A 19,902-nucleotide genomic window follows, 5' to 3' on the forward strand; every position below is an offset into this window, starting at 1 on the left:
CATATTTCGTTATAAAGATTGCTGAACAAAAACTGGGGTCGGAGCCTCCTGTCCAAAGAGTTGTTTTGCACGCTCCTTTCCAACCTTCTCATGCCGCCTTTTCAGCGCGTTGTTGAGGCTCGTGTGGAAAGCCGCGATCGGTTCGCCAGTCTGCGTAAAGTCGTCACTCCAAACGGAAAATCGCCCATCGACGCATTGCGCAAAGAGAACGCTGGCTTGCCAGAACACGACGGGTTCCTCGGTTTCGCACATGATCTTGAACCAGTGACGCGCCCATACATTAGACCGATAGGCAGCGATCGCCGCAGCGTGTGCTTTGCCAGGCAGACCCGCTGAACTTTCGTATTTCTCAAATATCCGATCCTGGCGGGGACTCTCATCGCAGAAGCCCGCTACCATAAGACCGCGCGCAATTTCGGCTGGCTCGGGTCGCACGAGTTGCTCATCGACATAGATTTTAAGAAAGGATGCCTGACCGCATTGCAACGCGGAGAATACCTCCACCGCTATGGCCTGATCCGTTGCGGCGCCGTCAAGCCGCTTTCTGCGCAGTGCGTCGAGCGCCGGCGAGCTTCCCCCCCTCCAGACGCTCATCGATCCAAGATCAACGCCGCTCCTGCCGAAGGTGAAGCGTACCAACGGGCGGCTGTAGGCCGTCCGTTCAAACAGCGCCGCACTCTTCTCGGGGTCGGTATCTGCAATCGCGCCAGCAAGAAGCAGAATCAGATTGTGTACGGCAGGAAGCTTAGCGTCGTTAAGCTCCATAAAAAGGTCATACCATCGGGCCGCAACTATGGGATCCGCAGCGGCGATCGCTGCAAACTCCTCTTGCGTTAGGTTGTCGAGAATGATGTACGCCTTTGCCGTTGTCAGCTCTTCTCTAAAAGCGACGAACGCATCGTAATTGCGGTTTTGCCGTTCGCGGAATTCGTCGTTGCTTTCCGAAAGATGCCTGAAAAAGTCCTTTGGAGATGCCGGGGGCGCTTCTCGTTCCGAAACGGAAAAGCGTACCGGCTCGTCGGAAGTAGCATCCTCCACCTCCAGTTCGATTTCGGGGGCGATCAATGCATCTGGCAGGCCGGAGGCAAAGCGGATCGAAGCATCAATGCGGCGGGCAATTTCCTGCACAGCCGACCCCTTAAGCATCGACGCTGCGCGCCCGTATAGGCGCGGTGAGATTCGGTCGAGAACCGCGCTTCCATCTACCAAACCCACATGCGCGGCTTCCAGTAATGCAAAGGAGCCGTACCAGCTTTCGAAACTCTCTTTGCCCTCCCAAGGGCTGCTTTCCCAGCCGCTCTCAACGACCGCTTTTAAAAGGTCCGGATTTCCGGAACGGGCCGCCATGCCAAGAGCGCTGATACGAAGCTGTTCCACCTTCGAGGAAATTAATGCGCTGGCGAAGGCGCACGTCTTGTTTGAGAGCACCGCACCAGTCGCAGCCGCAATCTCAAGCAGGAGATGCTGCTTGTATTCCGCGCCGGAGGACAAAGCGTCTTCCACGAAATCGTCAAGCGTCTGCGCATCCGGCGTCTTGGTCTCATTGATAAGCTCGAGCAGAAGCGGCTCGTCCTCTGTCGTTGCAAGCAGAACTTCGATCTGCTCCGCGGCGTTGAGGAATGGGAAAGCGATGAGCAGTTCATATTGCAGCACGATGCCCTCACCCGCAGGCAATCCTTGAGCATCGTCGGCGGCATGTGCACTTTTCCACTTTTCTATCAGCGCGCGCGCCAGTTCTTCTGTGATGAGTGCGCCGTGTTCGCGCAACTCCAGCAGTCCTTGCTGAAGCGACATGCCCGATCGCTTCGCGACATCCTCCGCAAACTCGCGATGCTTCGCGGCGCCTATGTCCAGAGCAAAACGGACAACGACCGGCCGCTCGTCGACAAAAACGTGATCCTGCGGCGTTTGCCCCCGGCCCTGCCTGATGACGCTTGCATCGAGACTCTGATAGCGCTGGATAGTCTCGCTTAGGCCATCCGCGTCTGTTGCCAACGGATCGCAGGGTTCGATCTTTTCCCTCGCATCGCGCCTGCCCAGTAGAAGCTGCCGATCTTTGGTCAGCTCCTCATAGAGAGTGCTTGCCGTTCGGTCATCTTCCGGCTCCCCCGTTGCGCGCAAGATTCTGAGCCGTGCCCATTTGCCTATTTTCGATACGGTATCGGCAGTTAGATCGTCACACGCTTGCAGCAATGCGTTGCGCGTATTCGACCAGTCCCGGCGGTTCATACCGATGAGGGCGAGGAAGTCCTTCGTTGGTGTCTGAGTGGAGCCGTTGAGCGCGTTTGCAAAACTCCAGTCAACAAGCGCATCCGCGAAAGTGTCAAGTTCCTTACCAGCCAGCAGAAGCAATGCGAGGCGCGATAGCGCATCCAGGTCGCCCTCCGTTGCTGAGAGCCGGTCTCGATGAGACATTTCGGCGGGGGAGAGGACGGCAAGATTGTGATCGATTTCCGCTTGCCGTTTTGCACGCTCCTGCGCGACTTTGTCTTCGGGATCGTGACGTGGGTGATGGTGCATTTGCCGTTCCGGTGCCAGCGAGTAAGCGCGCAGCCATTTCCGAACTTCCTGTGCCACAGAGTCCCAGACGGCGCTTGATTTCGCGGCTTCAACAAGCGCGGCCTGTATCCAGTCAAAGTTAGGCTGATGCCCGCCTTGCAACCCGAGATCGCGTGCCGTCTCGGCAAGCGCCAGCGGTCTCGCCCTGGCAAAGCTAACTAGCGCAGATAGAGCATCTGACGGAGGGTTCTGAAGCTCGGAAAATCCCTTGATGAGAACGCGCGCAATCGTCGGGGAATACTCATCGTCGTCGGCCGCACATACCGTGATTGCCGCTATGACGGCGTTGGCCGTTTTGTCCAACGCTTCAATCGGCTCAAGAACCTCTTTTAAAGCATCGTCCAAGCTGCGATCATTGCGCTCGGCTTTGCGCAGATTTTCGAGAATGGATAGCCCAAGAGCCAATGTCAGCCCTTCATCTCTAAGTTCATATTTTTTGGGCTCTCCGGGGACAGCGCGATAGAAGCGGCCTTCGGCAACGGCTGGAACTTCTGAGTCGAAGATACGAAGATCGTCTCTTACCTGGGCGGTAGCTCGTTCCAATAGCTTCTTCGCTTGCCCCCGCAGATGCGAGATGAAATCGACAGAGTGTTCGCCAAAGTCCTCTTTGATGCCTGCCACAATGTGCTCGAACAGCAGGCGATCGACGCTGAGTTCCTCAAAGGCAGCGACATCATCGCCAAAAACTTCAAGCGCAATCGAAAGAAGGCGTGGATTCCGTAGGAACTCTGCAACAGATGGGTTCAACTTGTTCAGCGGGACATTGTGCCGTTTGAGTATCTGGTCCCGTTCAGCCGCGCTCCATTTGGAGACCGTCACCGCCTTAGCCGGAACGGTCAGAGCCTTCTTGACGCGCGTGTCGAAGTAGTGCGTACGGGCCGTGAATATGACGCGTCCGCCGCGCTGATTCACATAGGTAGCGACATTGCTGATGATCCGCCCCCATGCTCGGCCCGGGCGCTGATTGATTCCGTCAATGACAAGAATCAGACGCGGCCGTGACGGTTTGTTGTCGACCTTCCAAGCCTTAAGGCGGCGGCGCCAGCGAATTGCGCTCTCGTTACCTGCATCGCCTGACTGGTTGACGAGCTTTGCGATCAGAAGCGCTTCTATGTCGTCTTGTGTGGGCGCTTCCGAAAAATCATCCGGTGCCGCGAATACCAGAAGGGGTTTGTCAGGTTGTGCCAGCCATGACTGGATCACGATCCATGATTTGCCGCAGCCCTCCTCGCCGTGCACGCAGATAACCTCATCACCTGGACTTCCTGCAAAATATGGGCTGAGGACATTGACAAGATCGTCGCGGCTCAAAACTGTGACGGCTGTATCATTGGGTGCGAGCGGCTGGCCGAGTTCGCTGCGTGCCACAGCCTTGTTCGATAGTGTTTCTCTGAACCATCCGGCATTGGCTTTTTCCGCCATCGCCGTGGCCATTCCCTGCGCATCCAGATTTCTGCGAACCGCCTCTTCGTGGCGCGGGTACTGAGCATCGGTGCGAATTGCAGCCAGCGCAGCAGATGCCTTCTTTCGAGCATCATCAGATTTGAGATTAGTTTTCAAAAAATCGTCGACTTTGCCGCCGCCCATCGCGAGCGCCACAGCGAGGCGTGGAAAATCGGGAGGAACCCAATCGAGAATCAGCACGCTGATGCCTTCTTTGGCACCGTCGGCACGCAGATCATCTGCGAGTTGGCTTGGGACCGTGCAGGTCGCGCCCAGAACCCAAACGAGATCGGCGTGGTCGTTGTGGCGTACGAAGTCGGGGATTTTCGAAAGAACGTCCTTTCGCGGCAGGTCGTCAGTATAGAGCTTCCCCTCGAATGCGACCGCGCCTTCAAAGGCGGACTTGCCGTCGACCCCGCGCTGATAACCGCTGCTGGCAAGCCGGAACGGAATACCTGTAACCGCATTGAGGGTGGCGGCGATCAGCCCCTCGAACCCTTTTTCGCTCGTGGGCTTAAGTTCGGAAAGGGCGGCCTTTAAATCGTCAATGTGGCCTTCAAGGGAAATAATCATGATGCGTTTCTTGGGTTAAATTACATAAATTGGTCTTGTTGTTAACGTCTGCTATACCACGTTCCCTTGCCCGCTCCATGCTGGGTCAGATGCTTTGCATCAACCAACATCGCCAGATGTTTTTTGACGGTGTTACGGTTTGCGCCTGTCAGATTGACGATCTCTCCGATGGTTATGCGCCCGCGCTCTTTGATGGCTTCAACGATTTGAAGCGAGAGTTCGGGCAGCGTTCCGAGAACGAGACGTTCGCGCTCGATTTTCTTCTCCAGTTGCCTCTTTTGCTGCTGCAGAGCGCGTAGGAAATACACAGCCCACGGCTGCCAATTGGGCTTCTGACTGCGGATCGTTTTCTGGGTCTGGCGCAGCGCCAGATAGTAGCCTTCTTTGCTGTTCTCAATCACGCTTTCGAGCGAAGAGTAAGGCACATACGCATAGCCGCTGCGCACCAGCAGAAGCGTTGTCAGAACGCGCGACAGCCGGCCATTGCCGTCCTGGAACGGGTGGATCTCCAAAAACACTACCGTGAAGATTGCCACGACGAGCAAGGGATGGAGGCTTTGCTCGTTGAGCGTCCCGCGCGTCCACTCGATAAGTTCCTTCATCCGCTTTGGCGTATCGAAGGGCGTTGCGGTTTCGAAGATGACGCCAATTTCTTTTCCATCGGCATCGAACGCACTGACATTGTTGGCGAGCGTCTTGTATGCGCCGCGATGACGCTCATCCTTGTTGCTGAACGCCAGCAGGTCACGGTGTAGCTGCGTGACGTGGTTTTCGGTCAGATCAATCGCATCGAAATGCGCGAAGATCGTTTCCATCACCTGCGCGTATCCGGCGACTTCCTGTTCATCGCGGGATTCGAAGGACTTGATGTCGAGATTGGCAAGCAGCCGCTCGACTTCGGCGTCCGTTAGCTTGCTGCCTTCGATACGGGTAGAAGAGCCAATGCTCTCGATGGTCGCAACCCGGCGCAAAGCCGAAAGACGCTCTGGCGCGAGAGTGCCAAGTGCCCGCCAAGCCCCTTTGAACTCATCGATCTCCGAGACGAGAGAGAGGATTTCGGGGGTAATTTGCAGGGAATTGATCTTCAGAGTCATACCCAAAAATATACCCAACAATACCCAAAAGATCAAGAAATGGCTTTACCCAATAAATGACCCATAAGTACCCAAAAGAAGAGTTCTCATGCGCTCTCGGCTATGCCGGACGGGCTCTATGGCTGGCGGCCACCGGACCGCAAAGGTGCGTTTCGGCCCAGGGGGGTGACGATCCCTAGCGGGAACGCGGCACTCCTCGTCGGGGGCCGTCGGTCCCGTGTTCCGCCTTCGGCGGCGCTATGCTGACACTCCTGCGGCTGCCCCTTTTAACCGATCTCGTCGTTGCAGTCAGTCCCGCGTCCCGGCCCTTCGGCCCGCGCAAGTGCTGACGCTCCTTAGGCTGCCTTTTTTGTGCACGGCGCTCATTATTCCCTCGCGAGAAACGAAGACTTGGGGCTCAGCTCTTCACCGCCTTGACGAAGTCCACCTCCGAAAGGGGGCTCAGCGCGAACTCGCCTTTTTTGAGCGATCCAGCAAGCTCGCCACACGCTGCGGTCGCGGTTGCGAGGTAATATATCGATCGCTGGAAATGTAGAAACACATGGACCTTCGACCGTTTCCATTTTTCGATGAATTGCGAACCACGACCTGACCACCTCATGATGTGGAACTGTGTCGATCCAACCATGATGGGACGCTTTTCAAAATCCAAAGAGAACCCGAAGCTATATGCGCGGAAAGTCTTTTCGTCGTGCATATCGAGTAGCCAGAACATTCGGCGTCCTTGAGCGTAGAACGCTTCGCGAGCTGCCCTCTCGTCGTCAGAAATCGACGAATGCTGCAATTCAAGCACAGTAGGGCGCGGGCCGGACCCGCAAAAGACATCAGCGCGATGACGCTCGCCTGTTACAGGGTCCACGAGTCCGATCTCACATTCAGTAATGTCGAACTGCGATTTCCACCACAAATGCCAAGGGCCTTCGGGCTCGCTCCAAGGGTCACAATCAGCAACCAAATGCCGCCAATGGGGAATGTTCTGGAGAGGCATGTCGTACGCTCACCCTTCCGCAAGGGCGGACGTTTCGTGCCGTCGATCCATGCGTACAACATGTCGTCTATCCGTTTCGATTGAGGTCAGCCGTCATTCGCGGCCAGCAAGAGCACACAAGGATCAATCCTTGGTGTCAGGATCGTCGTTCTCACTTTCGCACGAGTAACGCTTACTCGGAAATTTTGTCGGGCTTGGCCCATATCGTCAGTACGTTCGTTTGAACGAACTATGCGATCAGGATTTGCGACGATCTTTTTTTGCCGATGTGTCTTGGCCACCCCTCGAAGACAATCACTTCATCGAACTGCTTTCCGAGAACGGCCAGTAGCGGGCGCGAAGCAGCCACTCGCCATCCAGCTGTTCATTCGTGCGAGCAACTAATCTACACGATCGCCCTTTTTACGGACGAGGGCCTCGGGCTCCATCCCAAGCGCTTTGGCAATGCGTCCGATAACCGTGACACTGGCCGAAACATCAGCGCGTTCGATCGCTCCGATGTAGCGGGCACTCAAACCCGACCGCTCTGCCAATTCCTCTTGCGTCAGGTGCCGCCTGTTTCTGGCTTGCCGCAAATTGACAGCTAAAATTTCCTTGAGGTCCATCCAAAGAGCTAACTCGAGAATGGAACGATCATTCCAGGAACGATAGTTCCTATTCGTAATTATGTATGCTATGAAAGGAACCCCTCTCGTCAGCATAGTGGTCATGCCAAATGAATGACGCACCTAAGGTTCCAGTTGATATCGGCAGGTCTCTCGATCCCGTTTTGGCCCTGTGGGGCGAGTGGCAACAGGCTCGATATGTCTCGTTGGTGCTATGCCGGGTGCAGCAGCGGTTGGAAACGAGAATGATGGTCGATACCGGAATTCAGGTATTGACTGCTGGCGCGTCCGTGACCCGAGGATTGACAGTCACCGCGTTCGGACCGGGCTCTCAGCACGCCATAGCTTGTGAAGCCGAAGTTCTTGCAATGACTGAGGCGCTCAAGATTCAAGACACGATACCCGCACTCCCCGCCAAGTCACTCGCCGGAATTGTGGCTAAGTTGGAGATGATCGCCGGCGCAGATCGAGATATCGGTGACCCTACCGACTTCCCGTGGCCTCATATTGCTTCGGTGCTACGCGACCTCAAAGCCGTTGTGGGCGAATTACCTCCTTATCGGCCGGACCGCGCTTCGACACGCGCGGATGCAGGGCGCTATTGGCAGGATGCTTGTACACTTGTCAGGGCGCTTGCGGACGAGGATGCTCTGCAGAACGCAACCACTTTATAAATCTCGCTAGACGGGCCAAGGCTGACGGGCGGCAAGTTCGCTAACGTGGGCATGTTGAAACTGGCCGTTATCCAAAAGCATCGTCACGGCCATAAACGTAGCTATTGCCGCAATCGGTATTTTGACGGGAAACGGGCGCCCGACTGGACAGCGTCTGGCCTATAGCTAATCCGAATATCCTGCCGACTGCTTCCGTGGTGCTTCCGCGACGTCTTTCCCGACCTCTTCCCCTCAAGAAATGGCCTTGTTAACTACATGTTTTTGCAGTATAAAAGTGGCGCACCCGACAGGATTCGAACCTGTGACCTCTGCCTTCGGAGGGCAAGGCCTGCTCTGTCCCCAAATTGGAAAGTTTTGGACTAAGCTGCATGCTCCGATAGCAGAAGAACGCCTCTTTGATAGTGGATAATGCGATGTAGCGCTCTACCGACTCGAACCCACATCACGGCGGGTCATCGAGGGCACTAACATGGCCACCCGAGTAGCAACGGCTATCGGCTTATAAGATAAGGTGCGGGTATGCCGGCGTCGAGCAAACAGAGAATTTGGGAACGGAACTAATCCACACAAATATTTTGTTGGTACTTCTGTTGGTTGGCACGGTTGCTATGTGAGTCCTAACCATAAGAAAACGCAGCCGGATTTCCTTCACTTGGATTCCGCCTCTGGGCACCAATTTCAATCTCACGCTCGTCATCGCGGCAGTCTCGACCGTGCTTACGCTGGTCTCGCTGGTCCTGATGAGCACGATCGAGGTCGCGCGGCAGCGCAGTGGCCAAGGTCGCCTTGCGTGAGGGTTTGCGCCGAGGAAGCAGCGCGCCCGAGCAGTTCAACATTGGGCGATAGCGCGGCCTGGGCGCCAAACATCATTCTTGGGAGATAGAGTTGACCGAAAGACGGATACTGGTCGGGCGTGCTTTCATGTTCGCACAGTTTCACTCCGCAGATTACTTGGCGTGACCGCTTCGAAATCAGGCGAAGGAAAGATGTGATTGCGCATGCAAGGCAATCCGGAACGACCTTTGGCGGTATCGTCAATCGCGTCGAGGAACTCGGCTATAAGGCTATTCCAACGGTTTCGGCTGTTGCGCCGCCTGGCGGCCTTGTGGATTACGACTTCTACGTTGAGATACGCGCCGCGCTGATAGCCCAGGCTCGCCAGGAAATATATGACGCGATCGCGCTTGAGCTGCACGGCGCCATGGCGACGACCGGCCACAGGACGACTTGAGGGACTGGCCGGTAGGTTTAATTTGGTGGTCGTTCTCATGCGCCTTAGCCCGTCCTTCCCTGTGGTTTGTGTGCATCAACGCCGGTGATTCGGGAAAATCACCGCCGTTTGGATTCGAACCACGGAAGACAGAACTGGCAATCCCTCTCGCCGGTCAGGTGTAGAGCGTCGATGTGCAGTCGCATTGCGCACCAGGATATCGCGCACAGCGGCCTTGGTGGCTTGCCGTGAACCATGCGGACTTGCCGCCACGCTCGACCAGACCGATAACGGCGCGCTTCGGCTTCATCTTGCGCTTCAATCGCGCCTGGCCCTTGCGCTGAGGTGAAGGTAATCGCGGTCCACGCGCCCGATGCCAGGTTTCGTCGGCCTACGATCTTGCCTTCGCCACCAAGCGGCCCAGAAGACTTAATGTCTCCCGCCATCGCTTCTCGAATGCCGTGAACCATGAACCAAGCGATTTTGTTGGTGACGCCGAGCATACGGCGCGGTTGGTGCTCGGAGATGCCTTTCTTGGACGACGCGTAGAGCTGCGAAGGCCAGAGAATGGCAGGCGCCATGTGTTGCACTTCTGGAAGCCGGGCGAGTAGACCTGCGGTGAAGCTTGGTTATGCGATCCGGATTGGCATTGCCGCAATGTGAGCAATAACGGACCACGCGGCCAATGAATGGCCTCCAAAGGCTCGCGAGCCTTCTCGGCGGCGTGGTAAATTCGGTTGGTCATGGTCGAACCTTGCGAGATAACTAGAGGCCATCGCGATCGACGGGCAAACGGTCTTGCACACGCACACCTGCGGGCGGTGCGTTGTAAGCGCTAGCATCCACTCGATTCTTGCTGGAATTCCGGCTAGCTTGGCGACAAATGGCTCAGTTCTGGTCGGTGGATCACAATCAAACCGCCCGTCAACAGATTGATGGGCAGCACCTTTGGTCCCCCAAGACCGAGGGTAATGGCGCGCGAAGTGCGTTCCACAACAAATATGGGCCGGGGGCGCGTGGCGACCAATCAATTGGCCACATGGGCAGCAGAGCGGAATTCGCCTTCACCGCTCCGAACCGACGGAATTCGCAGACACCGGAACTTTTTGGAATCAAGAGGGATGATTTCTGCCGATCTTTTGGATACCACATTCCCCTTCGATCCCTCTCAAAACGACAACAGGGGTCTCGGCCCGCTCTCGCAAGGCGATATTCGCCAATCCAAGTTTCGGACCCAGACAATCGGAAGGCCTGTCTGACCGGCATCCCACGGAAGTAATACAGATTGAAAATGGCGGCCTCCTATTTCAAAGCCACGATGGTTTCGAAGCCGGCCCGTCGCTCACGGTCCTCAAGGCGAGAATTCTAAGAGACGTTCACCAATGACCCAGCACGCAGAAAACGCTCGAATTCTCATGTACAGCCACGACACGTTCGGGCTCGGCCACCTGCAGCGCTGCCGGACTATCGCGCATTCGCTGGTCGAGGAATTCCGGGGACTTCAGGTACTTATCATTTCGGGTGCGACCATCGCTGGCGCCTTCGACTACCGTGCCCGTGTCGACTTCGTGAAGATCCCCAGCGTCATCAAATTGCGCAACGGCGAATACACCTCGCTGGAAAAGGATATCGATCTGCATGAGACGCTGAGGCTGCGCCAGTCGATCATCCGCCACACAGCCGAGACCTTCCGGCCGGATATCTTCATCGTCGACAAGGAACCGCTCGGCCTGCGCGGTGAGATAGAGGATACTCTGTCCTACCTCAAGACGCGCGGCACCACGCTGGTGCTTGGCCTGCGCGAGGTGATGGATGCGCCGCACCTTCTCGAGGCAGAGTGGGCGCGCAGGGATGTGATGCGCAAGATAGGCCTGTTCTACGACAAGGTCTGGGTCTACGGCCCGCCCGATTTCTACGATCCGCTGACCGGCCTGGATGTGCCGCCGGCTGTCAGGGCAAAGATGAGTTTCGTTGGTTTCCTGCAACGGAGCCTGCAGCGGAACGAGTTGCCCGGCCACCGGCCCGACGGCGACTATATCCTGGTTACCACCGGTGGCGGCGGCGATGGTGCCGAATTGATTCACGACGTCTTCGATGCCTATCAGCAGGATCCTCAACTGCAACACAGGGCCCTGATTGTACTTGGGCCCTACATGCCGGCACGCAAGCGCAACAAGCTGCTCAAGAAGGGGTCCAAGATCCCCTACATCAAGATGATCGAGTTCGACAACCGTATGGAAGACCTGATTGCAGGCGCCAAGGCGGTAGTTGCCATGGGTGGTTACAACACCTATTGCGAGATATTATCTTTCGACAAGCCGGCGCTGATCGTGCCGCGGATTGAGCCCCGCCAGGAACAACTGATTCGCGCTCGGCGCGCAGCGGAACTCGGGCTGATCGAGCTGCTTCTGCCGGATGAAGCCAAGGACTCCCAGCGATTCGCCGATGCACTAGTGGCTCTGCCAGACCGGTCCCGCCCCTCACAGAGTAACCCGCATCTGACGCTGGAAGGACTGCCTCACATTTCCGAGATTGTCGCGTTATTGCTCGACCGGCGGGCCGGCCATCACCTTTCGGTCGTTGAAGGAACCAACTGACTTGCAACGTCGCAAGATCGTCGTGGTCCTGAAGGGCTATCCGCGGCTGTCGGAAACTTTTATCGCGCAGGAACTGCTCGGTCTGGAACGCGCAGGGTTCGATTTGATTCTCGTTGCGCTCAGGCGCCCCACCGACGCAAAACGGCACCCCGTGCATGACGAGATCAAAGCGCCCGTCCACTACCTGCCGGAATATCTGCACGACGAGCCGCTACGCGTGCTTCGCTCGTTGTTTGCCTATTTGCCGCGGCCGAGCTTCTGGCGCGCGCTCGGATCGCTGGCCGCCGATATGCTCCGCGACTTTACGCGCAATCGTGCACGTCGCTTCGGGCAAGCGCTGGTGCTGGCGGCCGAATGGCCGGAAGACGCGGGATGGTTGCATGCGCATTTCGTGCACACACCGGCATCGGTGACGCGCTATGCCAGCCAGCTTCGTAGCCTGCCCTGGAGCTGCTCAGCCCATGCCAAGGACATCTGGACTTCGGCGGACTGGGATTTGGCTGGCAAACTTTCCTCGGCCCGCTGGACAGTCACCTGCACGAAAACCGGCTTCGATCGTCTGAAAAAACTCGCCAACGGCAACTCGTCTGTGCATCTGAGCTATCATGGGCTCGACCTTCATCGCTTCGGCAGTTTCGGCGACGCGCGAAAACAGCATGACGGCTCGGAGCCGGCCGGAGCGGTTGTCGTACTGAGTGTCGGTCGCGCCGTCGAAAAGAAGGGTTACGATACCTTGCTGGAAGCCCTTGCCCTCTTGCCGGGCGATTTGGCCTGGCGTTTCGAGCATATCGGCGACGGCGAGGAACTGGAACGGCTCAAGGCGATGGCGCAAAAGCTCGGACTGGACGATCGCGTCGCCTGGAAAGGCGCGCTTGCGCAGGAGCAGGTGCTTGAGCACTACCGCTGCGCCGACATCTTCGCCCTGGCCTGCAGGATCACGGCAAATGGCGACCGGGACGGCTTGCCAAATGTTCTCGTGGAGGCAGCTAGCCAGCGGCTTGCCTGCGTGTCCACCGATGTTTCTGGTGTGCCGGAGCTTATATCGCCCGATGAAACCGGGCTTCTGGTACCGACAAATAGCCCAATCGCACTGGCACAGGCGCTGGAGCGCCTGATCCGGGATCCCGTGCTGCGCGCCCGCCTGGGCGATGCCGCAGAGCGGCACGTGCGCGGCAATTTTGATCATATGGCCAGCATTGGACAGCTGACGGAACTGTTCGAGCGCGAGTGGCGGGCCGTCGATTGAAGCAGCTGCGCGCCTTCCTCTATGTTCAGCACCTGCTCGGTATCGGGCATCTCGCACGGACCAGCCACGTTGCGGCGGCTCTGGTCGATGACGGTTTTGACGTAACGATCGTGACCGGCGGACCTCCGGTCGCTGGGTTTCCGGGCCTGGGGGTAAAACTTGTAACCCTGCCACCTGTCACCTCCGGTGATGAAAGATTTTCCGGACTTGTCGACCTGCAGGGCATACCCATAGACGTGGATTTCAAGAAACGCCGTTCAGAGATGCTGCTCCAGGCATTCCGGGATTGCAGGCCTGATGTCGTGATTGTCGAGGCGTTTCCATTTGGACGCCGGCAGATGCGATTCGAACTCTTGCCGCTGATCGAGGCTGTCAACGCTTCGTCGCCCAGACCGCTGCTGGCAACGTCCATCCGTGATATCCTTCAGGAGCGCGTCAAGCCGGGCCGAAACCAGGAAACGCTTGATCTGGTCAATAGGCATTTCGATCTTATTATGGTCCACGGCGACCCGGCTTTTGCAACCCTCGACAAGACATTTCCACTGGCCGGGGGGATCAAGACCGAGGTCACCTACACCGGGCTCGTTGCCGGGCCACCATCGCCCGCCGCCTCCGAGCGCTTCGACGTTCTGGTGTCAGTTGGCGGCGGGGCTGCCGGAAACAGCCTTGTAAGCTCCACCATCGCAGCTGCGCGGAATGCCAGGAACGGTTGGAAATGGTGTTTGATCACCGGCCCAAACCTGCCGAAAGACCAGTTTGACGCGATTGCACACGACGTCCCGCCGGGCCTGTCCATCTTCCGGTTCCGCAAGGATTTCGCCAGCCTGCTGACGGGTGCCCGCCTGTCAGTCTCGCAGGCGGGTTACAACACGGTCTGCGATGTCCTGCGCGCGGGATGTCGCTCCCTGCTCGCCCCATTTGCAGCCGGCGGTGAAACAGAACAAACGGTTCGCGCCCTGCTGCTCGAAGAACTCGGCCTTGCAACGGTTGTGATGGAAAGGGACCTGACGCCTGAAGGTTTGGCGAAAGCGATCGAAGCCGCGCTTGTGGCACCTGGACCATCCGCCCATCGTCTCAACCTGGACGGCGCCCGTCACTCGGCGCAAATCCTGCGCGACCGGCATCGAACATGGTCCCTAAGACAGGAGCTTCGTCTCAACAAAAGCTCATGATCGAACGGACGACAAATCCCAACGCCGTTCAGGTTTCGCGGAAAACGCAGAACAGCTCTACCTCTTTGTCTTGACGCAAGTCCGGACAGAGAGCCGCTCACATTTTCCTGGATTTGCTCTGACGCGCGTCGCTTCTGGTGAGCTTCGTGCGACGCGCTCCACGGCGTGTTTTATGGATCGAAAACCGCTAGGCGGTTGGGCGAAAGCTAGACCGTTCCAATCAGCATGAAGCGCGTATAATTTTTGGTGGGCAGCTCGCCGGAGAACCGCACCTCCCGCAGCGCCGCCATTGCTTCGAAGGCTGCCAACGAAGCCACGCAGTTGACGTGCGTTGGCTCGCTGAAATAATCGTTCGATTGCAGCAGAACAGTCGTCCCCTGCGGAAGCAGAGCAAGCCAGGCGGGCAGATCGGCTATGTGTTCGCAGCTCGTATTGACGGTCAGGTCGGGACGCCCGGCCGCATAGTCGAGTGCGTACATATCTGCCGTCAGGGCCCGGAACCGGTCGCCGGCATCCCGGTTTAACGTCTGGGCGACAGGCGCGACTTCGGGATCGATGTCGATGCTATCAACCGCTGCGATGTCGAAGCGGGCATCGTTGAAAAACATTGCCGACAACACGCCATACCAACCACCCAGAACCCATATTCGCCCGAAGCGCCCGCCGCTGTTTTCGAACAGCCTATCGAGCGCCCACATCTTGCAGGCGACCTGTTTGTGGTTGAAGGCGTTGCCTATATCGGCGTTCGGATGCTGGGCGATGACGCGCGCCAGCCCTGCCACGAGAGGACGGTCGGCATAGGCCGCAATTCCGCGCGTGAGGTCCAAGGCTTGCTCGCGCCAGTCCATGCCGGCATTGCGTGGTTGCGTGACATCCATCATATTCGTCTTGTATGGTGGGAGTTCGGGCGACACAACGCAATCTTGCCCCCCGCAAGGCCGTTTTGATCCGGGGATTTGATTATGCTGTTAGCCGCTTCGCCATTGCCCGGTGCCGGAGAGAGCCGACTGCATCTGTCGGGACAATCGGCGTCTTTCGTGCACTGCATGTTCGAGCTTGTCATCGGCGACGAAGAAATTGCCGATACGCCATGCGCCGGTAGCCGCTTCTTCATCCCCCATCCTTCCAACTGAAGGCTCCACGGCCGCATATGGAACCCAGTCTCGCCCGCTATATCTGGACGCACACCAAAAAGCAGCAGCTTTGGATATTGATGATCGTCGTGCTTTCGATGGTCCCGTATTTCATGTCCTTCGACCTGCCGAAACTCATCGTCAACGGCCCGATTCAAGGTAGGGGCTTCGAGCAAGTGGGCGCGACCCAGCCATTCATGAGGCTGCATTATAGCCTGCCCTTCATTGGCGACGTCCTGTTCTTCTCCGGTTTTCAGCTCGGCCGCAAGGCGACGCTGTTTGCCCTGAGCCTTGTGTTTCNGCAGCTTTGGATATTGATGATCGTCGTGCTTTCGATGGTCCCGTATTTCATGTCCTTCGACCTGCCGAAGCTCATCGTCAACGGCCCAATTCAAGGTAAGGGCTTCGAGCAAGTGGGCGCGACCCAGCCATTCATGAGGCTGCATTATAGCCTGCCGTTCCTTGGCGACGTCCTGTTCTTCTCCGGTTTTCAGCTCGGCCGCAAGGCGACGCTGTTTGCCCTGAGCCTTGTGTNCTTGGCGACGTCCTGTTCTTCTCCGGTTTTCAGCTCGGCCGCAAGGCGACGCTGTTTGCCCTGAGCCTTGTGTTTCTCCTCCTGGTCGTCATCAACGGCCTATTTAAACTCTACATCAACACCTACAAGGGCCGTCTCGGCGAACGCATGCTGCGGCGTATCCGCTTCGATCTGGTCGATCGTGTGCTGCGGTTTCCGCCGGTTTATTTCAAGCGGGTGAAATCCGCCGAAGTGGCGACCATGGTGAAGGACGAGGTGGAGCCGCTGGGCGGCTTTATCGGCGATGCCTTCCTGCAGCCGGTACTGCTCGGCGGTCAGGCGCTGACGGCCATGCTCTTCATCATGGTCCAGAACGTCTGGCTCGGACTGATAGCGGTCGTGATCGTGACGATCCAGATCGTGCTCATCCCGCGAATGCGGCGGCGGCTGATCGTGCTCGGGCGCCAACGGCAATTGACGGCGCGCGCACTTTCGGGCCGGGTTGGCGAAATCGTCGACGGTATCGGCGCGGTTCACGTCCACGACACATCAAACTATGAGCGTGCCGATATAGCTGCCCGGCTCGGGCTCATATTCAAGATCCGCTTCGATCTTTACCAATGGAAATTCATGGTAAAGTTCCTCAATAATTTTCTCGCGCAGCTCACGCCCTTTCTGTTCTACATGATCGGCGGCTACCTAGCCATTGAGGGTCGGCTGGACGTCGGCCAACTCGTAGCCGTGATCGGCGCCTACAAGGATCTGCCGGGACCGATGAAGGAACTGATCGACTGGGATCAGGATCGGCAAGATGTCCAGGTCAAATATCAGCAGGTTGTTGAACAGTTCACCGTGGAGGGTCTCATTGAGCCTAGAATTGGGGCGTTGGCGATCGACGATCCCGATCCGATGACCAAACCCCTGTCGGCGATCGGTCTGTCCATAGCAGACGATGGCGGTGCGATGCTTCTCAACCGTGTCTCCCTCCAGGTCAAGCCGGGTGAGACGGTGGCGCTGGTCAGCACCGCAACAGGCGGAGCCGAAGCGCTTGCAGAAGCCTTCGCGCGGCTCAACTGGCCCGACAGCGGAAGGATCGCTTCGGGTTCCGACGACCTGCTTGAACTCCCCGAAGCAGTTACCGGACGGCGCATGTCGTATGCCTCGTCGGATGTTTTCCTGTTCCAGGCAAGCCTCCGCGATAACTTGCTCTACGGATTGAAGCATGCGCCGATGACACCGGTGACTTATGACGGTGCCGCGGCAGACCAGCACCGCTGGGACATGGAAGAGGCGCACCGGTCGGGCAATCCAGATCTTGATATCCGCAGCGACTGGATCAACTATGCTTCCGCCGGGGCCACCGGCCCGCACGACCTATTTGAAGCCGTGCGCCGGGTGCTCGACGCGGTTGTTCTGTCGCGCGACATTCTGGATCTTGGCTTGCGCTCGTCGGCCGACCTCAAACGTCACACGGAACTTGCCAGGCGGATCGTCGAACTGCGAGCGGCGTTGCGAACCCGGCTTGAACAGGAAGGGCTGAGCGGACTGGTGGTTCCCTTCGAACCGGGCGCCTACAACAAGGAAGCGACCATCGGCCAGAACCTGCTCTTCGGCGCTGCGGCCGGCCCGGAACTGGCGGACAGGGCGCTGGCGGCCAACCCCTATTTTTCTTCTGTGCTGAATCAAGCCGGCCTCGACCGCACGCTCTACGAAATGGGCATGGAAATCGCCGAACAGGCGATCGAGCTCTTTGCCGACCTGCCAGCCGATCACCAGTTTTTCCAGCAGCTCGCCTTCATGAGCGCCGAGGAGATACCGGCCTACGAAACCTTGCTGCAACGACTCAAGAACCGTCCCTACGAGGCGGTTTCGGAGACCGACCGCGCCATGATCGTCAGCTTGAGCTTTGCCTATATCGAGCCCCGGCACCGCTTCGGCCTGCTGAGCGATGAACTGATGAGCAAGATCGTCACTGCCCGCAACCGGTTCTATGAAAACCTGCCGACCGAGCTGCATAGCGCGATCGAACGGTATGATCCGGGCAAATACATCGCCGCGGCTACTGTCATGGACAATGTGCTGTTCGGGCGTGTGGGCAACAACCACCCCGACGCGCCGGACCGCATACGCTCAATCCTCTATGACATTCTTGACGAGCTGGGGCTTTATGGCGAACTTCTCAATGTCGGCCTGGATTTCAACGTCGGGGCCGGCGGCAGGCGGCTGACCGGTGGACAGCGACAGAAGCTCGACGTTGCCCGAGCCCTGCTCAAGCGTCCCGATTTTCTCATTCTCAACCGGCCGCTATCGGCGCTCGATCAACGCATGCAAGATAGGGTGTTGCGAAACGTGCTCGAGGAAGCCAGGCGCGACGGCCATTCGCCAGCAATTGTGTGGGTCGTGACGAATCCGTCAATGGCGATGATGTTCGATCGCGTCATCGTCTTCGACTCGGGTGAATTGGTGGAAGACGGAACACACGAGACACTTTTGGCAGGCAACGGTGTCTTCAAGGAACTGGTGTCGTAGAGGGACGTCGCGGATGCGGAACCAATTCCATCTGGGCGCGTGTTGCTCTAGTCTGGCAAACGCTAATTTTGAGGTTTGCGACAATGCTGCTCAAGGATGAAGTTGGAATGCTGCAACGCGTTCCCTTGTTTTCTGGCATCGAGTTGACAAAGCTCAAACTGCTTGCGTTCACATCCGATCGCGTGAGCTACGGCGCGGGCCAGATTCTGTTCCGGCAGGGCGACGAGGGAGATGCCGCCTATGTCATCCTTTCAGGCAGGGCAGAGATTCTGGTCGATTCCGACAGAGGGCCGATAAAAGTAGCCGAAATGGTGCCAAATTCAATTGTTGGCGAGATCGCCATACTTTGCAACAGCTCGCGCACTGCCACCGTCAGAGCGGCAAGTCAGCTGGAAGCCTTGAGAATCCGAAAGGATCATTTCCTGAGGCTCATGAAGGAGTCCCCCGAAATGACCATTGAGATATTGCGGGTTCTTGCCGATCGCCTAAGCCACACCACCGCCGATCTGATCGATGCACGAAGTGCCAAATAGCGAATGAACCGCGGTCGATGCTTCCCGTAATCATAGCGCGGGCCTCTTGCTGAAAAGGTCACTGGGAAAACCGGTCTGGCCTCGTTCCGGGCGGAAAGCGGTTCACAATTTTCCTGAATTTGCTCTAGCGGCAGTTGTTTGGCTACGATGAGCGACGGGAACTGCGAAGGGGCTACCATGGACGACGACGTTTTCCTGGTCAGGTTTTGGGGGGTGCGCGGCAGCATCCCGGTATCGGGGCCAGAATTCTCTCGCCATGGCGGCAACACAAGCTGCATTGAGATGCGCTGTGGCAAGCATACGCTTCTGTTCGACGCGGGCTCTGGCATGCGGCCTGCCGGCGGGGCGCTTCGGACGTTGGGCGTGACCGATTTCGACCTACTTTTCACCCATTGCCACTACGATCACATTATCGGGCTGCCGTTCTTTGCGCCGATCTACGACCGGAGCGTCACGGTTACGCTTTGGTCCGGGCATCTTGCAGGGCGCATGACGACGCGGCAAATGGTCGATGCTTTCATGCGGCCGCCTTGGTTTCCAGTGAAGCTGGAGGTCTGCAAGGCAAGCCTCGACTACCGGGACTTCGTGTCCGGAGACGTGCTTCGGCCGCGCGAAGGGGTGGTGGTCCGGACGGGCAGTCTTGTTCACCCAGGCGGCTGCATCGGCTACCGGGTCGAATGGGGCGGCCGCGTCGTGTCGGTGATCACAGACACTGAGCATGAGCCCGACAAACTCGATCGCACGGTGCTCGGCCTGATCGAAGATGCCGACCTCGTCATCTACGACTGCACCTACACCGATGAGGAAATGGAACGCCGCCGCGGCAACGGGCACTCGACATGGCAACAGGGGGTCAAACTCTGTGGGGCGGCCGGTGCGCGAGGGCTTGCGCTGTTTCACCACGATGCGACACGCACCGACGAGGAACTGGATGAGATCGAGAAACTGGCCAAAGACAGGTTTGCTGGCGCTTTTGCCGCGCGGGATGGGCTGACCCTCGAATTTCCAGTCTCGTTGCACAAAGAGCGCTGA

The 19,902-nt window shown here is 57.8% G+C and carries 12 protein-coding genes and 2 pseudogenes; 8 read left to right on the forward strand and 6 right to left on the reverse strand.

Annotation, left to right across the window (positions count from 1 at the left end; translation table 11 throughout):
* Nucleotides 1–9: 9 nt before the first annotated feature.
* The 4 genes from X742_RS162100 to X742_RS162090 form a co-directional block, all read right to left on the reverse strand.
* A complete protein-coding gene (locus tag X742_RS162100) occupies nucleotides 10–4,575 on the reverse strand; it encodes a hypothetical protein (protein ID WP_023770931.1) in 4,566 nt (1,521 codons plus the stop codon).
* A gap of 41 nt (nucleotides 4,576–4,616) precedes the next feature.
* Nucleotides 4,617–5,669: a DUF977 family protein gene (locus X742_RS162095; RefSeq protein WP_031247735.1), complete on the reverse strand. Its 1,053-nt coding sequence runs from the start codon at nucleotides 5,667–5,669 to the stop codon at nucleotides 4,617–4,619.
* Between the two features lie 397 nt (nucleotides 5,670–6,066).
* Nucleotides 6,067–6,657 (reverse strand): hypothetical protein, encoded by a 591-nt coding sequence (locus X742_RS01000000169800; RefSeq protein ID WP_245275497.1) that lies wholly within the window; start codon nucleotides 6,655–6,657, stop codon nucleotides 6,067–6,069.
* A 380-nt stretch (nucleotides 6,658–7,037) separates the two neighbouring features.
* Nucleotides 7,038–7,262 carry a helix-turn-helix transcriptional regulator gene (locus tag X742_RS162090; RefSeq protein WP_023770933.1) on the reverse strand — a complete coding sequence of 75 codons (225 nt, stop codon included), beginning with the start codon at nucleotides 7,260–7,262 and terminating at the stop codon, nucleotides 7,038–7,040.
* Between the two features lie 245 nt (nucleotides 7,263–7,507).
* On the opposite strand from X742_RS162090, the gene X742_RS162085 reads away from it, so the two are divergent.
* A complete protein-coding gene (locus tag X742_RS162085) occupies nucleotides 7,508–7,936 on the forward strand; it encodes a hypothetical protein (RefSeq protein WP_023770934.1) in 429 nt (142 codons plus the stop codon).
* A gap of 913 nt (nucleotides 7,937–8,849) precedes the next feature.
* Nucleotides 8,850–9,167 carry a M81 family metallopeptidase gene (locus X742_RS162075; protein WP_084056413.1) on the forward strand — a complete coding sequence of 106 codons (318 nt, stop codon included), beginning with the start codon at nucleotides 8,850–8,852 and terminating at the stop codon, nucleotides 9,165–9,167.
* A 422-nt stretch (nucleotides 9,168–9,589) separates the two neighbouring features.
* Here X742_RS162075 and X742_RS1000000175525 read toward each other — a convergent pair.
* A pseudogene (locus X742_RS1000000175525) lies at nucleotides 9,590–9,703 on the reverse strand (IS1595 family transposase); the annotation flags it as partial.
* Between the two features lie 825 nt (nucleotides 9,704–10,528).
* On the opposite strand from X742_RS1000000175525, the gene X742_RS162070 reads away from it, so the two are divergent.
* The 3 genes from X742_RS162070 to X742_RS162060 are packed head-to-tail and all read left to right on the forward strand — an operon-like array spanning nucleotide 10,529 to nucleotide 14,161.
* On the forward strand, nucleotides 10,529–11,743 hold the full coding sequence (locus X742_RS162070) for a glycosyltransferase family protein (RefSeq protein WP_023770937.1): 1,215 nt from the start codon (nucleotides 10,529–10,531) through the stop codon (nucleotides 11,741–11,743).
* Nucleotide 11,744: 1 nt separating this feature from the next.
* On the forward strand, nucleotides 11,745–12,989 hold the full coding sequence (locus X742_RS162065) for a glycosyltransferase (RefSeq protein ID WP_023770938.1): 1,245 nt from the start codon (nucleotides 11,745–11,747) through the stop codon (nucleotides 12,987–12,989).
* Nucleotides 12,986–14,161 (forward strand): glycosyltransferase, encoded by a 1,176-nt coding sequence (locus tag X742_RS162060; protein ID WP_023770939.1) that lies wholly within the window; start codon nucleotides 12,986–12,988, stop codon nucleotides 14,159–14,161. The genes X742_RS162065 and X742_RS162060 overlap by 4 nt, the downstream gene beginning before the upstream one ends.
* Before the next feature lie 206 nt (nucleotides 14,162–14,367).
* Here the strand turns inward: X742_RS162060 and X742_RS162055 are convergent, their stop codons facing one another.
* Nucleotides 14,368–15,039: a class I SAM-dependent methyltransferase gene (locus X742_RS162055; protein ID WP_031240451.1), complete on the reverse strand. Its 672-nt coding sequence runs from the start codon at nucleotides 15,037–15,039 to the stop codon at nucleotides 14,368–14,370.
* 572 nt (nucleotides 15,040–15,611) lie between these two features.
* Between X742_RS162055 and X742_RS0136250 the strand changes: the two are divergent.
* The 3 genes and pseudogenes from X742_RS0136250 (at nucleotide 15,612) to X742_RS162045 (ending at nucleotide 19,902) form a co-directional block, all read left to right on the forward strand.
* Nucleotides 15,612–18,337, forward strand: a pseudogene (locus tag X742_RS0136250) (ABC transporter ATP-binding protein).
* Nucleotides 18,338–18,420: 83 nt separating this feature from the next.
* The gene (locus X742_RS162050; RefSeq protein WP_023770941.1) at nucleotides 18,421–18,870 is read left to right on the forward strand and encodes a cyclic nucleotide-binding domain-containing protein; all 450 of its coding nucleotides are present in this window, start codon (nucleotides 18,421–18,423) and stop codon (nucleotides 18,868–18,870) included.
* A 177-nt stretch (nucleotides 18,871–19,047) separates the two neighbouring features.
* The gene (locus X742_RS162045; RefSeq protein WP_023770942.1) at nucleotides 19,048–19,902 is read left to right on the forward strand and encodes an MBL fold metallo-hydrolase; all 855 of its coding nucleotides are present in this window, start codon (nucleotides 19,048–19,050) and stop codon (nucleotides 19,900–19,902) included.

The organism is Mesorhizobium sp. LNHC229A00 (genome assembly GCF_000502415.1).
Lineage (GTDB): Bacteria > Pseudomonadota > Alphaproteobacteria > Rhizobiales > Rhizobiaceae > Mesorhizobium.

What these genes read in the sequence shown, in the direction of transcription:
- X742_RS162100 (WP_023770931.1), bottom strand. Translation starts at nt 4,575, where the DNA reads ATGATTATTTCCCTTGAAGGCCACATTGACGATTTAAAGGCCGCCCTT.
- X742_RS162095 (WP_031247735.1), bottom strand. Translation starts at nt 5,669, where the DNA reads ATGACTCTGAAGATCAATTCCCTGCAAATTACCCCCGAAATCCTCTCT.
- X742_RS01000000169800 (WP_245275497.1), bottom strand. Translation starts at nt 6,657, where the DNA reads ATGCCTCTCCAGAACATTCCCCATTGGCGGCATTTGGTTGCTGATTGT.
- X742_RS162090 (WP_023770933.1), bottom strand. Translation starts at nt 7,262, where the DNA reads ATGGACCTCAAGGAAATTTTAGCTGTCAATTTGCGGCAAGCCAGAAAC.
- X742_RS162085 (WP_023770934.1), top strand. Translation starts at nt 7,508, where the DNA reads ATGATGGTCGATACCGGAATTCAGGTATTGACTGCTGGCGCGTCCGTG.
- X742_RS162070 (WP_023770937.1), top strand. Translation starts at nt 10,529, where the DNA reads ATGACCCAGCACGCAGAAAACGCTCGAATTCTCATGTACAGCCACGAC.
- X742_RS162055 (WP_031240451.1), bottom strand. Translation starts at nt 15,039, where the DNA reads ATGGATGTCACGCAACCACGCAATGCCGGCATGGACTGGCGCGAGCAA.
- X742_RS162050 (WP_023770941.1), top strand. Translation starts at nt 18,421, where the DNA reads ATGCTGCTCAAGGATGAAGTTGGAATGCTGCAACGCGTTCCCTTGTTT.
- X742_RS162045 (WP_023770942.1), top strand. Translation starts at nt 19,048, where the DNA reads ATGGACGACGACGTTTTCCTGGTCAGGTTTTGGGGGGTGCGCGGCAGC.